The organism is Thermacetogenium phaeum DSM 12270 (assembly GCF_000305935.1).
In the GTDB taxonomy this organism is placed as follows: domain Bacteria; phylum Bacillota; class DSM-12270; order Thermacetogeniales; family Thermacetogeniaceae; genus Thermacetogenium; species Thermacetogenium phaeum.
This window is the reverse complement of record NC_018870.1, coordinates 754,615-769,616: the sequence shown is the minus strand read 5'-3', so window position 1 is coordinate 769,616 and position 15,002 is coordinate 754,615. Positions and strand designations below refer to the sequence as shown.

Sequence of the window (15,002 nt, the reverse complement as noted above, 5' to 3'; positions counted from 1 at the left end):
TTATAATTTCATACTCATGCTGGGAGCGGGCGCGTCCTCCGGCTCCTGTTCCATTGGCCTGGGATAATAGGAAACGTTGACCGTCCCGATATTCTTCATAAGCGCTTCGGCCTTGCCCGCCGCTTCCTCATAAGTGTCAAAAGTCATGGGCTTTCCGTCCGACTTGAGCCAGGCTTCCGCCGCGCCGCAGACGGAGGCCGCGCTTCTTTTCGCCCATATTCCGTATTTTTTCATATCCTTCACTCCCGTCATTTCAATTTCGCCGATGTGTTTAATCGGGACGCCGAGCCTTTCGGCCTCCGCGATCTCACGCCGCATGCCCTCGGATATCCGGCCGCCGAAGACCCACAGTTCGGAGCATAAGGCAAGGAGCTGCAGCCCCATTTTGATCCCCAGCTCCCGTTCTTCCGGATTCGCTTCGCAGAGAAATCTCGGCATCAGCAAATGGGGAGCCAGAGGGATAACGCCGTGTTCCGCGGCGTAGCGGCAGTATTTTATTGCCATCCGGGTGTTGTATTCGATATCTCCGGCATAGGGCGAGGCAATATAGACCAGCTTCTTATCCGTCATTTCGCCGCCACCGCCCTTACCACCGTCCTTGTCATGTTGAACGCTGTTTGGGCGGCGTACACGGTGCTCATCAGATTGCCCCTGGTGGAGGTGTCCAGCCCGAATTGCCCCGCGATCCTTGGCACCTCCGAGGCCGCCAGCATCAGGCCGAGGCCTAAAAGCATGCTGCTGTTGAACACCATGAGCCCCGCGATGAGAATGGTGGACTGCAAAAACGCGGTGAGGCACAAGCCCACCACCTGCTTGCACCAGCTTATGAAGCCGTCAATGTAGCCGCGGGGAACGCTGAACATGTACAGGCTCCCCACGGCGATCTGGATCAGCAGAATGCCGCCGCGTTTCAGATTGGCAAAGAACACCTTGATCACCGCGTAGCCCATGAGGATGACGCAGAATAGCCCCATGATGGGGTTGAATCCGAAGCCGCCGACATTGGCGAGGGCGGCAAGCGTCATGGCGCTGATCCCGCCGTTGGCAAGACCGGTGATGCCCGATGTAAAGCTGCCCTGCAGAGTTATCGCCAGCTTGTATAACTCCACCGGGACAACGGTAAACAGTCCGACCGCCATAAATCCCTTAAAGGCGTTAAGAGCTGCGTCTTTGACGCTGCCGCGTCCGGACTGGTATTCAATGGCGCACTCGAAGGCGGAGACCACCAGCCCCGTCACATAAAGCGCCCACGCGAGATAAGAGAAGAACAGCACGACAGCCTGCACCCAGCTCATCTCAAACAACTCGGCGCCCATGTTGCCCATCATGGAGAAAAACTCACCGAGAAATCCAACAATCTGCGCATATATCCAGTCCATGATCTGTCCCAGCACAAGGTCGGCGGCAAAATCCCATATAAACATTGGGCGTGTCACTCCTTTCCCGAAAAGCGGAGAGCCTGCTTTTACACAGGCTCCCGCGCATCATTTTACAGTTGTCACATGCCAAGGATGCTCCAGATGTATAAGGGGGCCGTTAACATAAACACAAGGGTTGCGAACAGGATCGCCGGCGCCGCCCATTCAAACTGCCCGTGTTTGCGGTAGTCGAAGTACGCCATCCCCAGTTTGGCGAAGAAAAACACGGCCAGGATCAGGTCGATGGCGGGGAACACCACCTTGTTGACCACGGTTTTGATCTGCGCGGACGCGTCTTTCCACGTCCCTTCAATCGCCCCTGCCACATCGCCGGTGGGATCGGCATAGGCGGTCACGCAGAATATGCCTGTCAGGACAAGGATAAGGCAAAAGACAAGCAGAAGCTTCTTGGTTTTTTTCATGGTTTTTCCACCTTTCATCCTTTATTGCTGAAAAAGAAAAAACCGCAAAGCTGTTTTTGCCCTGCGGTCCATTCTTTTTCTGATGGTATTTTTAAGGCTTGACCGGCGCAATGTTATCCGAGAACTCGGATAACCTTGCTAAACTGAGATAAATGTTTATCCGAGTAAAACGATGACAAACGGCTGAATAAAAGCTGCTGTCATAAAATTTTACTCGGATAATAATTAACTATCTACCTCTATGCTGTTTGCTTAAAAATGGCAGCATACCGACCGTTGGGTGGTCGGCATACTGATTCTGCAACTCTAAGTCATTCAAAGCCTGCCCCCTTTCCCTTAAATATTTGTTCGCCAGTTCTGGCGTAACATTGGCGTAGATTGTCGTAGTCATAATTGATGTGTGACCTAAAAAAGCCTTAATGACTACGAGCGATTCCCCACATTCAAGCATATGGACTGCGATGGAATGTCTAAAAGAATGTGGAGTATATGTCTTCCTCTTAAAAAGTTGAGGATACGCCTTCTTTGATTTGATGACATATTTTTTAACAATCTCCTCAACACAAGAGATAGACATTTTTTCGTTGGTTTGACTTGAAAAAATATGCTTTAATCTGTCTTTAGGGCTGGAAGAATCTAAATTTCTGCTTTCAAGGTAGTTTTTCAGCATTACGGCGCAGTTTTGTGGTATTGTTACCAAACGCGCCTTGTTACCTTTACCGACAAGCCGGATATTTGTTTCCTTCCCCAAGTAAATATCATTAAGCGTCAAATCGCATAATTCTTGCGCGCGCGCACCGCTAGCATAAAGCAAACTAAGTAGCATTACGTCCCTTTTTCCAATAGCGCGTCCAGTATCCGGCATATTTAGAATAATGGCAATTTCTTCTTTGGTAAAATATTTTATGTCCGTGTTCTTATGCGTGTTTTTCGGCGGTATTTCGGCGACGCTTGAATGGAATTGCAGCGCTTCGCCTAAGTTTTTCTTCAGTGCGAATTTAGAGAACGATGAAATAGCTGTACGCCTTAGATTGCGCGTTGCGGGAGAACAGCCGCGGTTGACTTCAAGCCATGTCAAATATTTTGAAATTATTTCAGAGGAAAGGCTCTTAAATGTTATTTTTTCGGGAGGCAGTCCTTTTTCCTCAAGCAAAAAATCATATAACAGTTGAAAGGCATACTGATATGAAGTGATTGTATTTTGACTGTACCCTTTAACATCCGGTAAATACGACATGAAATAATCGGTTAGTACCGTTAGAAGCGTATTAGTTTTCATCAAAGCTCACCTCCGGGAACAAATTTCCTATTGCAGCGTTTACCCTTTGGTGTGACTGCTCATAAACCGTATGGTTGGAACGCAAATACGCTTCGGTTTCTTTTGCGCTGTCATGTCCAAGATAGGCCGCTAAAAATGGGGCAGTATCCTCGAACCGCCTTCCCTCGTTATCTGATTTCAAGAATGACTTTAGTGTAAAACAGTGCCTTAAACAATGAGGACAAGGCCCGCGTTTTCGGTTATTTAGCTTTGCGTAATTAACGTCTGCGACTTTAAGCACCCTTGTGAACCATTCGTAAAATGTATTATTTTTAAAGGGCTTACCCGGATGAAGGTCGCTTTCAAAAAGATATTCGCGGCAAATACCGTCGCTATGCGTCATCTTTTTGTAATCTTTCAGAAAATTAGTCAGGGAATCGTCCATAGGAACAAATCTTTGCTTTAAGTTTTTGGCTTCTCTGATTGTAAGAACACCGTTTTCGAGGTCAGCATCTGTCCAGCACAATGAGCGTCCCTCTCCCAAACGCAGTCCGCAGCCGTATAGTATGCGAAGAAGAACCGGAAATACCAACACCGAGCGCGTCAATGAGTTCCGTGCCTCAAAGTTATCAGCGGCCGATACTATACGTTTAATCTCTGCATCAGAAAACACATACGGGACGTATTCCTGCTGCATTTTTGGCAACTCAGGGCAGCTTGCTTCGATTTTTAATGAAGCAAGATATTTGACAAAGCCTTTGACATGGGACAGATTCTTGATTTTAGTTTTCATGCTGACATCCCGTGTTTTTAGCCATGCGGATATGGTGTTTGCGTCCAAAACCTTGCTTGTGAACCCATTCGTCACCAAGTATTTATCCAAATCAGTCAAGGAACTCTGGATTTGAAAGATATACTTCCCTGCACTATGAAGCAACGTTAAATGTTGGACCATCTCGGAGGAAAACGCGCTCTTAAATATATATATCATTGGATTTTCCTCCTAACCGCGTTTCCATATATGCGGCATGTTTCCCTGTTGCCGGAGGGATTTCAATCGCACATGAACGCAAAGACTCAATATCAAATTTCACATAGTGCTTGATAGAAACAGGATCATCGTGTCCAAGTATTTTTCTGACCACATCATATGGTACTTTTTCAGCAACTAATTCGCTTGCCAGCGTCATCCGCAATGAATGGGCACCGCTTTTACGCTCACCTATGATAATTCCCGCACTTTCAATGTGGGTGTGTATGTGCGCCCATATTAAACTTGGAGTTAAGGGTCTATAAGGAGCGAGGAGCGACAAGAAAATATTAGGCGAATCACAGTCAGGTCTTGCAGTTGAAAGGTATGATAATAGTGATTTCTCGATTTCAGGCAAAAGTACTAAACGCTGAGGCAGCTGCGTTTTTTCTTGGATAAAGCAGATTTCTTTGTTCGTAAAATTTACATCCGAAATTTTCAGGTTTACAATGTCTCCAGTTCGTAACCCAAGTCGCAATGCCAACATAACGATAGCGTAATTGCGTTTGCCCGTTTTAGTGCTTGTGTCAATAGCTTTCAATAGCTGCGTAATTTCGGATTTCGTATAAATTGATGGTACAGGGCTGGAGTACCTGACTGAAGGGACAAGAACAGAATAATCGTCATGGAGAACTCTATTCTTAAAAAGAAAACGGAGAAATTGCCGTAATGTTGAATAAAAGCTGTTTTTGCGATGAATTCCATTAAATATATTGTATATGTTCGCAGGTACGATATGGGCAATGTTTTTTACTCCGCTCGCATCAAATTCCTTTAACACTTTCAAAATATTAAGTCGATGATCTTCAACTGTTCTTTCCCGATAACTGCGCAATCTCAAGTCTTCCAAGTATTCTGCGAATACTCCCTCAAATTGTATAGGACATTTCCTAACTACACGCGGACTTCGCAAAGCTAAATCTCTGCCGCTCATAAAAGCATCAAAGCGATACAACATCCCCTTTAGCGTTCTAACTGTATTTTCAGTATATCTCCTTGATTCTGACACAGTTGATAAGAACTGATCCGCAATTTCATTTGAATAATTCCTGTAATGATTTTCAAGCAGAAACCGTTCAAATTGGTTTACGATCCATCTATAGTTTTGAACGGTATTTTCGCTATATCCCAACCCGAGGAGGTGATTTAAGAATGATTCCAGTTCCTCATTAAGATAGCTTTCTTTTACGAGCATTGTTTTGGCATGCATACAAATCCTCCATTTTCCATTTTAACTTTTTCAATAAGTTAATTGTTGCCACTCTTGGATTTGTATAATCTTATCCGAGTAGAACTATATGATACTGGCTCTGTTTAGCCATTTATCGTTATTCTACTCGGATAAACATTTATCTAAGTTTAGCGATATGCCAGTCGCTCCAGAGGTTCCCGCTGATGGTCACCGAGTCGGCGAGGTTCATGCTGAGCATCCCCTGGGGCGTCCAGCAGTCCATCAGGTAGGTGTAGGGGGTATAGCTTCCGTCCGGCATCCAGATGGGCGTGAAGTGGGTGCGCCGGTTATAGGTTGAATATCTGTTCCTGGCAAACTCAAACTGGGTGCCGAGGCCGCCACCGGTCCTCTCCAGCAGGCGCCAGTAGGACTGATACCGGAATTCGGGGAAATAGGTGACGGCGGTCTGCGCGGCCGTCACCGCCGAGGATTGGTTGGTGCTGACATTTGCAGTGACGGTCTGGTTGATCCCATACCCGCTTTTCATGGTTTTGCCCGAAGCAGTAGGATTTTTTGCATCCGGAACGACGCTCATGGAGGCCGAAAGGCTTGCGGTGTAAGTGTTCCAGTCGAACTCCCACCAGCCGTGATCACACCAGTACCCCGAATCCTCGTCGGTGGAGTGCCACACCCAATACGCGTGCCACCAGGGACGCCAGACGCCCCATGTGGCGGAGGTTTTCTGCGGGTTGTTCGGAACGGCCGGTTGGGTATAGGAGTCGTTGCGGTCGTTGGCGACGGGGTTTGGCGGCTCATGTCCCGACAGGTCCACAATATTGGCGGTGATGGTACCCTGGCTCGCCCTGCCCCTGCCTGTGACGGACACATGGATGGTCATGGTCTGCGGCGTGGAGGGTGTCGTCCAGCGCACCCACACAAGCTGGCTGTCGCCTTCGGGATAATATATATTATTCACCGTGTAGGTTTGGCCGCCGATGGTAAAGCGCGCCGTCACAGGATGGTCGGGATCGGCCTGGCCTCCGCTGACCGTAACCGAGGTGATGACCTGTGTGTTGACACGGTAGGTGTAGTCATAACCGCTCACCTGGGGAGGCTCCGCCTCGCTGAACCGTATGATGCCAAGGCCAAGGGAGGACTTTATATCCGCATTGGAAGCTTTTGATGTGGTGCTTCCCGACCACGCAGGATAGCCAAGATCAGGCGTTTCCAGAAACATGGCAAGTGGTAGATTTTGGTGTGAAAGAGAAGCCATTTTGCTTCTTAAACCGCCGCCGAGCTGCTCGTCATAAAGGGCAGCTTCTGTTGCAGTCACAGCAATCCTTACGCCTTGAAAGGTCATATATGCAACTGGCTCTAACAGTATTTTGTAGTCACCGTTGATAAGGGTGTCGTAATTGAAACCGGTAACATCGGCAATCCGCATCAGTGTATATTCCGAACAGAAATATCTTTTTATATCATCAATGTTGGCATTACCGCTGCCGGAGCTGATAATTCTCGGAACCGCTTGCGCCGGATTGACATAGGTATACTGCTGCATGCTGGGCGTCAGGGAAAAACCATTTGTGTAGGATATTTTGCTCACCTTTCCGAAGTGCGCCTGTATGTTGTCGGGATGCTTGTTGGTAAAATCAACGGGAATGGTAACCACCGCGTGATCACTGGCTCTGACCACCGTGATCCGCACTCCCTCGTCGCCGGGATTCCAGAAGTTTTCGCTGGTGCCGCTGCCCATGCTGCCGCTTCCATTGTCTATGTTTCCTTCGCCCTCGGCATAGGCGGTTAGGGGAAGCAGGGCGGTCAGCAGCAGGACCAGCACAATAAAAATGCTGAGTGTACGTTTCATAGAGACCTCCTTGAACATCAAAAAACGCGGCATTTCTGCCGCGTTCCCTGGAATGTTTTATTCTATTGTCGGGGGCTAATCCATCGTTCCAACCTGTTTGTTGATATCACCGTCACCGTCTACTTTTGTGCCTGAGCCGCCTGTTTCAGTTACCCAGCCGAAGCCGGGGAGATAAACCTTGCCGTCTTTTCTCTCGCCGCCCTTTGGTTCACCGGTTTGCGTGGCATCCGGTTTCTGCACATTGTTGTGGTCCGTAGCTTGCACATTGTCAACCTTTTCCCCGCTCGGTTTTCGGGTCGGGTCGGTCTTCTGGCTTTCCGTCGGCTCCGGCGGTTTGGTGACTTCCGGCTGCAGGTTTTGCACCGGCTGGTCGGTCTGAGGCGCCGTGTTATCGGCTGGCGCCGCAGTCGGCTCGCTGGCCGGGACGACCACTTCTTTTTCTCCCGCCTTGCCGCCTATATCCGCGCTTGGGTTGACCTCGACCGTGGCGATGGACGCCGGAGCGTTCCCGCCGTCCGGCGGCGTTTCCGTTTTAAATTGAGAGGATATCGCTATAACCAGCGCCACGCATACAATGCCAAGCCCGGCGATGGTCAGACGTTTCTTTGTCTTGTCCTGTATATTCCTCATAAGAATTGCCTCCTTGTCGGTTTTTCGATAGCTCTTTATAGTCCACACCCTACCACAGAAGTTTCGGGAAGTCTATCGTATTTGCGAAAAAGTCAAAATACAGACATATATTTTGCCCGCACCCGGAGATTGATCCCCATGGGCGGCAGTATCTTGCCTCCGAAGGATACCGGAACCTCCAGCCGGATCGCCGCGTCGGCCAGGAAGCCCTGCACGCCGGCGGGATCGGAGGGAGCCAGCGGCGCGTTCCGGATGTCCACCGACAGGCCGGAGAGCTTGTATTCCACACTCTCGCCCGCATACTTCACATGGTACCCGCCGCTTTTTTGCAGGCCCAGAGTTTTGTCAAGATACGCGTAAATATCGCCGTAGTCGACGCTGTCCTCCCAGGAGGCGCCCACTAGCTGGTAGCCCCCGGCGTAGCCCTCCCGCACGCCGTGATAGATGTCGTCATAGTTGTCGTTCACTGTCGAAACAACAGCGGACTGCACCGCGTCCCGAACACCCTGCGCAATCATCATCAGCCGCATGTATTCGGATACGCCGCACAAAATCATCGCCAGAACCAGGGCCACGGCGACAATCAGGGGGAATGACGATCCCTTTTTATTCCTTATTATACCATATATTTCCCTTATTTTCACTTCCAGTACACCTCGCTTTTCCCCGTGGCTTTTGCCGTCAGCGTAATGGGAAAGGAGCCGAAACCGCCAAAGAGGCCGATATCTCTCCGCAGGGTAACGGTCACCGTGAATTCCTGGTTGAGCTGGATTTTGCCTGTCTTTGACCAGGTGACGACGGGATCAAGTCCTGTTTTTTCCCGCAGCACCTGCTCCCGCAGGCTGGTTTCACTGCCCACCCGGCCTGCGATCTCCGCCTCCCGGCACAGCTCCGCGGCAAAGGTGTCCAGCTGGCTTTTGGCAATGTAGACAGGAAGCACCTTGACGGCCAGGGCAACGACCAGCATGGTGCAGAGCACCAGCACAGCCACATCGATGTATCCTTCCCCGCGGCTATCGCGCAGCTTTGTTAACACATCCGCACCCCCTGCTCCTGTCCGGGTTCGAGTTTTTCCCGAAACAGCTCCTTTATTTTCTCAATCCTTTTCATTGCGTTCTCCTTTCCTGGTATAGATTTAAAGCCCACCTTCAGAACATGGCGTTCAGAGACTTTACGATCTCATAGGCGATGACCGCCAGATAGGTGAACAGAAAGCACATCAGCATGATGAAAGAGAACACCCGGATTTTGGACGGTATCTTCTGCGCCTGGCCCTTGAGCCGCTGCAGCTCCAGGGCCTTGAAGTCATGGGCCAGCATTTGGAAATAGACGGCGCTGTCGTCCCCCCGCAGGACGCCGATCAGTCCCCTGACTACGTCCGAGAGCATGGGGGAATTGAGCCTTGCCTCGAACCGGGTGAGGGCCGCCTCGTAGGAGGAGGAGCGCATGTCCGCCGTCACAATGTCCAGCTCGCGGGCGAAGGCCTCCCCTGCGTTTTTCTTGTAGTTCTCCATCATCGCCAGCACGTCGCGGCTGCTTTTCAGCGTCTGTTCGACGGTGGCCACAAACCTCGGCAGTTCCCTTTCGATCCGCTCCCGCTTTTCCCGCAGCTGCTCGTCCGCTTTTCGGGTTTCCTTGAAGTAGACCAGCACCGCCAGGAACACCAGCGCCGGCGAGAGCGGCGGAAGCAGGAGCAGGCAGGGAATGGCGCTAAGAAGGATCATCCCCGCCTTGACCATGGCGTATGCGGCGTAGACCTCCGGCGTTACGCCGATGCCCGCCGCCTTGAGAATGTTATTCATGCGGTTCTTTTTGTACTCATCCATGGGGATGTGTTTCGAGAGCCTGACCGCAAGGGACATGAGCCACGTTTCCATGGTTTTTGCGGCCTTTTTGTCCCGCCTGCCGGTGCTGAGCATGGCCCTGGCCGCGCCGAGGGTGGGCAGCTTCAGCGCGTCGGCCAGGATCAAAAACAGCCCCGCCGCGAGCAGGGCTGCGAATAAAAACAGTAATGTCGGCATATTTCGCTACCTCCTGTACTCAATGGGCTTGGTCAGCCGGATGACGATGGCCGCGCTGATGAAAACGGCCGCCGCACAGACCGCCAGGACGAGCTGCCCCACGGCGGTGTGCATCAGCGTGTCATACCAGCCTTTATTGAGGAAATACATCACGGGGACGTTGCCCATCACCAGGATCACCATGATGATGAATTCCTTGCGCGGTTCAAACACCAGGTATTCCAGCTCGGCGTTGACAATCCGCATGTCCGACAGCTTGCCGACGATGGGCGTCAGGGTGGTCTTGAGGCTCCGGTCGTACTGGCAGGCGGCGATGGCGTCGCACCATTCGTGGAACACCTCGTTTTCGATCCGGGGCTTCATTGCTTTGAGCGCCGCGTTCACATCGGGGTTGATGAGCTTGATTTGAGTGAGGAATTGGGCGAACACGCCGCGCACCGGCGGGTTCAGGTAGTGAATGTTTTCCTCCACCGCCGTCAGGATGTCCTCATTGCGCAGATAGGCCGTGGTGATGATGCTCAAAGCCGTTTCCAGCTCCGCCGCGATGTTTTTCCTGTAGTGGGCCGCCGTCAGCCTGACATACCAGAAGGGTAAAAACATCAGGCCCAGCGCCAGGACGGGGATGAGGAACACGTTTTGCAGAAGGATGGCGATACTTGCGCCGGCGGCGAACAACAAAAGCGAAGACGCACAGATCAGCGGGAAGCGGCCGCTTCGTCCGGTGAGGGCGAGGATATCCTGGGCCTCCAGGATTTCCCGGCGCAGGAAGGACGGTTTTTTACGCTTAACGGCCTCATTGATCTCATCCCGGATACCCCTGGAGCGCCTGGTTAGAAAGGCGAACAGGCCGCCGGTGAATTCGGCGGGCGACAGCCCAAGCAGAATAAAGGCGCCAGCAATCAGGCCGACGCAGGCCATGAGTTGAAGCGTGATCATCCGGCCAGACCTCCTTTCGTGATTTGCGCCAGCACCTCCTGGGGCATGCCGTTTTCCAGGAAGCGCTTTTGCAGGCTTGTGGAAATGCCCATAACCTGCCGGTGCTGTCCCTTAATGATGAATTTGCCGTCCTCCACGCGGTTTTCCGCAATCTGGAACTGGAACAGGGTACGGAAGTTCCGCTGTCCGTCGGGCAGGATTTCGCATTCCATGATCTCCATCATCCGGCGCTTTTTATCCTCAAGCTGCTTGGTAAACACCACGATGGGAAACGCCTCGGTGACAAGGGACATGAGGGTGTCGTCCGCCATGTCGTATTTGCGCTTGCAGAGGGTGACCATCCTGCGCCAGGTGGCTTCGCAGCTGTTGGAGTGGATGGTGGTCAGCACGGTGTGGCCGGTTCTGGCCGCCTCCTGGGCGGCGTAGGCTTCCGACGAGCGCATCTCGCCCACGCAGATGACTTCGGGATTAAAGCGCAGCGCCATGTCCAGCAGCATGTCCTGGTCGATGTTCTGCTTCTCGTTTTCGCTGCTGCGGGTCAGGGTATGGATGACGCTGTTTACTATCTTGCCGTCTCTTTTCCGTACCAGCGCCAGCTCGCGGGAGCCGTTTTCTATGGTAAAGATGCGCTTGCTGTCCGGTATGGTGGTCAAAAGCCAGCCTGCCACGGTGGTCTTTCCAGAGGAAGTAGCGCCGGCCACGCACACCGAAATGCCATAGCGCAGGCACTCTGCGAGGAAGTCCAGCATCTCGGCCGTCGCTGTGCCGCCGTTGATAAAATCCTCTTTTTTGAGACTTTGCGGATTGACAATCCGGATGGAAGCGCAAACACCCACGTCCTCGTCCACCAGGGGCGTTTTCAGCACGGCGATGCGAATGTTCTTGGAAAGATGCCCCAAGATGGCGGGGCTAGCGTTGTCCAGCACCATGCCCGACACGTGGAGCATTCTCCGGATCACGTTGACGGCGTGTTCGGGGGACTCAAAGTGTTCGTCCAATTTGACCGTGGAGCCGTTGCCGTACTGGACCTCGATGTCGTTCCAGGCGTTGATGTCGATTTCCTCGATGCCCGTGCCGAAGATGTATTTGGTGAGGAAGGAAAACTCGGCCATCTCGGTATAGAGGGCGTCCACAAGCTGCTCCTCGGTCATGCCGCTTACGGCGATGCGCCCATCCTGGATGTATTTGGCGATGTACCGCTTGACATTGGTTTTGACTTCGTCCCCGCCGCCGTCAATAATGAGGGTGGAATACTTCGAAGAGATGTACTCCTGCACCTCGCGCAAAACACTTCCAAAATCCCTGGAGCTGTCGTCGGGCGCAAAGAACAAATTGCGGCTGCCGGCCAAGTTCACGGGCCGGACAATTTGCGGCGCTTCCGCCAGGGGAGCGCCCGGATTCTTTATTTGCGGGTTTTCACGGCCTTTTTGCCGGTGCTTTTTGCTCATACGCCGAACACCTCCCTGCTGATTTTTTCAATCTCTTTGCGGAAACCGCGGCTTTCCTTGAGCGTCAGGTCCCGGAACAGATCCCCGGCCAGGGCCTGGCTCTCCAGCTCGCCGGAGTGGGGTATTTTGAACGCCACGTTGCCCAGCACCTGCTCGATGTGTTCGCTGGCCTCATGGGGCTTTACGTTGCTGGCCACCCTGTACTGCTTGTCGGCGTCCCATTTGTTGTCCCGCAAAAGGGGAAGCTGGCTCGACAGGTAGCTGACGGATTTCAGGTCGCAGTTCACCAGCCGCAGCACCGAGTCTGCTTCCATCAAGGCAACGGCGGAGAGGATATCTGTTGCGATGGCGCTGCCGCAGTCAATGATGACATAGGGCGCGATATTCCGCAGATGGTCGATCAGCTCTGTTGCCAATTCGGCACTATAGGGAGGATAGGTGAACACATTCTCCCCCTTGAGCATGCCGATCAGGAGCAGATGGCGATACCGTTTGTGGGTGACGCAGTTCTGTTTGACGAGGGTGTCCGTCACATGGGCAGCCGCCAGGATGCTGCCCAGGGACTTCTCGCATTCCAGGTCGGAGGGCGGGCAGACGCAGGGCAGCATGGGGGCGGTCATATCGCACAGGAGCAGCGCCACATTGCGCTTTTTGTCCGCCAGGTGCTTGGCCAGCTTGACGCTGACGGTTGTTTTCCCCGATCCGGGGCTGCCCCACACGGCCAGCACCTGCGTATCCTTTTCCACCGCCGGACCCTCCGGCTGGTTGCCGGTGTCTCTGGAAAAAAGACTTCCTTTCATAAAGTTGAGCATGGTTATTCGCCCTCGCTTTCCGTTGAGGATTTATCTGTCGGCGGAGCGGCCCCGGTGTTTTCTTTCGTTGCGTCCCCCGCCGGAGCGGGATACAGGGTTTTAAGCGCCTTGTCCTGGGCTTCGATAAACTTCGCGGCATTTTCCTTGCTCCCCCGGTACACCAGGGACAGGTGCAGCTTTCCGTCCGCCTCCAGCCCGGCGAGGATGGTGGACTGCTCCGGAGACACCAGCAGGGTGACGGTGGCCGGAAGCTGCTTTTCGTCCTCTTTTTTCAACCCATGGCTGGTGTCGGTGTCGTAGCCGCTGCTGGCGGTGACGCCGATGACCTCCACATATTTCAGCTCCGGGGGAATGACGGTGGCTCCCATCTTCCTGTAATCCGGCGCGATGACCGAGACGATGTCGCCGGAGATCAGCTTGCCGGACAGGCCGTTGCTGAAGCTCTTGATGGTGACCGACATGGCTTGCTTTTCCCCGGTGAGATTGTACAGGTAGGCGTTTTCCGCCGCGGGCGAGTCGGTCAGCTTGGTGTTTAAGATATAGTCGCCCGGCGCCATGTCCGCCGCCGCATATTTGCCCAGGGCGGCGTCAAGGCTTCTGACCACGTTGTCGGGCAGGTTGTAGCTGCCGACCTCCACGGTTTTCACCATGTCCCTGGTGATTTGCTCCCCGGCTTTGATGTCCCTGGCGACGCGGACGATGTCCGTCTTTTTTGAAATGCCGGAATTGAAAAGCGGAGTGACCGCAAAGCAGATGAAAAGCGACAGCGCGATGCAGATCACGCCGAGAACGGTCCTGTTTCTTAAAAAGCTCATAGTGTGATTCCTCCTTGGAATATGAAATACGCGGCTATACAGCCGGCGGACAGAAAGGGCGCGAGGGGGAACGCCCTGGGGCAGTCCCTCTTGCGCAGCCTTTGCACCATAAAGCAACCGGCATAAAAAAGAAGCATGGCGGCAAGTCCCATGACCATGGCCGCCATACCTCCCCTGAAGCCGAGGACAAAGCCCGCCGCCGCCATCAGCTTGATGTCGCCGCCGCCCATGCCGCCCCAAACAAGGGCGGCAATCAGGAGCGGCAGGGCGGAAAGGCAGCCCAGCAGCTTCACCGGCGTAAAACAGATAAAGCCCGTCAGGGCGATTGCCAGGCAGATGGCGTCGGGGATGATCCTCTTTCTGACATCAATGAGGGACGCGGTCAAAAGCAGGACGATAAAAATGCCGCCCTTGAGCAGAAATAGCGGATTACCCAGACCGCTGAAATCAGCCCCCATAGTTGAACATCTCCTGAATGCGCTGTTTGAGGGTGGGCAGCACCGTGTCGCCGAACAAGGTATACAGTCCGGCCAACAAAAGAGCGCCGATAACCACGGCGATTAATATGCGGATGGCCGAATCGACAAAATTCTCACCGCGTTCAGACCGCAGCAAAGCCTTTGCCAACAATGCTTTGCCGGTGATTTGATCCTTTACCTTGGTTGCAATTTTTCTCATGGCAATTTACCTCCAAAATTCATATTTTCGTTGAGATTTCCGCGCTATGGCGGGGATTTGCATCGTGTGAATCCGTATCGTGCACATCTTCCACAGGAAAAACGGGCAGGTTCTACATGCCGCCCATCCGCATGCCGAAATCCTGTTCCGGCGCTTCTTCCAAAACAGACGGCCCGTCCGCAATTTTTTGCTCAGGGGGCTTTTGTTCGGCCGGTTTTTCTTTCTGCTTTCTTCGCGGCAGTTTATAGGTAAAGGCGGGCGGAATGCCTTCAAGGTCTTTGCGCCTCTTTACCTTGTACCTGTCGTTGTCCTCTTTATACAGGTAGTACCAGTCTTCATCAAAGCTGTACACTCCCACCATGCCCGTGGCGTTTCCGGCCTTGTAAATCAGTTGATACTTGAAAAGAGGATTGGAATCGCGGACAACCCTGATCAGGTCAAGTTCCAATTCTTCCGTAATTACCACCTCCCCGCGCAGGCAATAAAAAAACACCGG

Annotated in this window: 18 protein-coding genes; all 18 read right to left on the bottom strand. The window is 52.7% G+C overall.

All coding sequences use genetic code 11. The annotated features are described in order from the left end of the window. The 18 genes from TPH_RS03760 to TPH_RS03675 all read right to left on the bottom strand — a co-directional run bounded on the left by TPH_RS03760 (position 1) and on the right by TPH_RS03675 (position 14,999). The gene (locus tag TPH_RS03760) at positions 1-570 is read right to left on the bottom strand and encodes a DUF7768 domain-containing protein (RefSeq protein WP_012281353.1); all 570 of its coding nucleotides are present in this window, start codon (positions 568-570) and stop codon (positions 1-3) included. Continuing rightward, on the bottom strand, positions 567-1,424 hold the full coding sequence (locus tag TPH_RS03755) for a conjugal transfer protein TrbL family protein (RefSeq protein ID WP_015049869.1): 858 nt from the start codon (positions 1,422-1,424) through the stop codon (positions 567-569). The genes TPH_RS03760 and TPH_RS03755 overlap by 4 nt, the downstream gene beginning before the upstream one ends. A 74-nt stretch (positions 1,425-1,498) precedes the next feature. Beyond that, on the bottom strand, positions 1,499-1,840 hold the full coding sequence (locus TPH_RS03750) for a DUF3852 domain-containing protein (RefSeq protein ID WP_012281355.1): 342 nt from the start codon (positions 1,838-1,840) through the stop codon (positions 1,499-1,501). A gap of 229 nt (positions 1,841-2,069) precedes the next feature. Then, positions 2,070-3,119, bottom strand: coding sequence for a tyrosine-type recombinase/integrase (locus tag TPH_RS03745; RefSeq protein WP_012281356.1), 1,050 nt, complete (start codon positions 3,117-3,119; stop codon positions 2,070-2,072). Continuing rightward, complete coding sequence (locus tag TPH_RS03740) at positions 3,109-4,089, bottom strand: tyrosine-type recombinase/integrase (protein ID WP_012281357.1); 981 nt, start codon at positions 4,087-4,089, stop codon at positions 3,109-3,111. Before TPH_RS03740 ends, TPH_RS03745 begins: the two co-directional genes overlap by 11 nt. After that, on the bottom strand, positions 4,073-5,338 hold the full coding sequence (locus tag TPH_RS03735) for a tyrosine-type recombinase/integrase (RefSeq protein ID WP_012281358.1): 1,266 nt from the start codon (positions 5,336-5,338) through the stop codon (positions 4,073-4,075). The genes TPH_RS03740 and TPH_RS03735 overlap by 17 nt, the downstream gene beginning before the upstream one ends. 139 nt (positions 5,339-5,477) lie before the next feature. Then, a complete protein-coding gene (locus TPH_RS03730; RefSeq protein ID WP_012281359.1) occupies positions 5,478-7,166 on the bottom strand; it encodes a hypothetical protein in 1,689 nt (562 codons plus the stop codon). A gap of 75 nt (positions 7,167-7,241) precedes the next feature. After that, positions 7,242-7,796, bottom strand: a complete 555-nt coding sequence (locus tag TPH_RS03725; protein WP_012281360.1) for a DUF6550 family protein — start codon at positions 7,794-7,796, stop codon at positions 7,242-7,244. A gap of 92 nt (positions 7,797-7,888) precedes the next feature. Continuing rightward, positions 7,889-8,440, bottom strand: a complete 552-nt coding sequence (locus tag TPH_RS03720; RefSeq protein WP_012281361.1) for a hypothetical protein — start codon at positions 8,438-8,440, stop codon at positions 7,889-7,891. Continuing rightward, positions 8,437-8,832 carry a DUF4320 family protein gene (locus TPH_RS03715; RefSeq protein ID WP_012281362.1) on the bottom strand — a complete coding sequence of 132 codons (396 nt, stop codon included), beginning with the start codon at positions 8,830-8,832 and terminating at the stop codon, positions 8,437-8,439. Before TPH_RS03715 ends, TPH_RS03720 begins: the two co-directional genes overlap by 4 nt. A 112-nt stretch (positions 8,833-8,944) precedes the next feature. Beyond that, positions 8,945-9,817, bottom strand: coding sequence for a hypothetical protein (locus TPH_RS03710; protein ID WP_012281364.1), 873 nt, complete (start codon positions 9,815-9,817; stop codon positions 8,945-8,947). Between the two features lie 6 nt (positions 9,818-9,823). Further along, positions 9,824-10,753 (bottom strand): type II secretion system F family protein, encoded by a 930-nt coding sequence (locus TPH_RS03705; protein WP_012281365.1) that lies wholly within the window; start codon positions 10,751-10,753, stop codon positions 9,824-9,826. After that, the gene (locus TPH_RS03700) at positions 10,750-12,084 is read right to left on the bottom strand and encodes a type II/IV secretion system ATPase subunit (protein ID WP_236608819.1); all 1,335 of its coding nucleotides are present in this window, start codon (positions 12,082-12,084) and stop codon (positions 10,750-10,752) included. The genes TPH_RS03705 and TPH_RS03700 overlap by 4 nt, the downstream gene beginning before the upstream one ends. Before the next feature lie 113 nt (positions 12,085-12,197). Further along, positions 12,198-12,947 carry an AAA family ATPase gene (locus TPH_RS03695; protein WP_236608818.1) on the bottom strand — a complete coding sequence of 250 codons (750 nt, stop codon included), beginning with the start codon at positions 12,945-12,947 and terminating at the stop codon, positions 12,198-12,200. Positions 12,948-13,015: 68 nt separating this feature from the next. Then, positions 13,016-13,828 (bottom strand): Flp pilus assembly protein CpaB, encoded by an 813-nt coding sequence (cpaB, locus tag TPH_RS03690; RefSeq protein ID WP_012281368.1) that lies wholly within the window; start codon positions 13,826-13,828, stop codon positions 13,016-13,018. Continuing rightward, positions 13,825-14,286: a prepilin peptidase gene (locus TPH_RS03685; protein ID WP_012281369.1), complete on the bottom strand. Its 462-nt coding sequence runs from the start codon at positions 14,284-14,286 to the stop codon at positions 13,825-13,827. Before TPH_RS03685 ends, cpaB begins: the two co-directional genes overlap by 4 nt. After that, a complete protein-coding gene (locus tag TPH_RS03680) occupies positions 14,276-14,506 on the bottom strand; it encodes a DUF6133 family protein (RefSeq protein WP_012281370.1) in 231 nt (76 codons plus the stop codon). Before TPH_RS03680 ends, TPH_RS03685 begins: the two co-directional genes overlap by 11 nt. A gap of 112 nt (positions 14,507-14,618) precedes the next feature. Next, positions 14,619-14,999, bottom strand: a complete 381-nt coding sequence (locus TPH_RS03675; RefSeq protein ID WP_012281371.1) for a hypothetical protein — start codon at positions 14,997-14,999, stop codon at positions 14,619-14,621. Between the last annotated feature and the right edge of the window lie 3 nt (positions 15,000-15,002).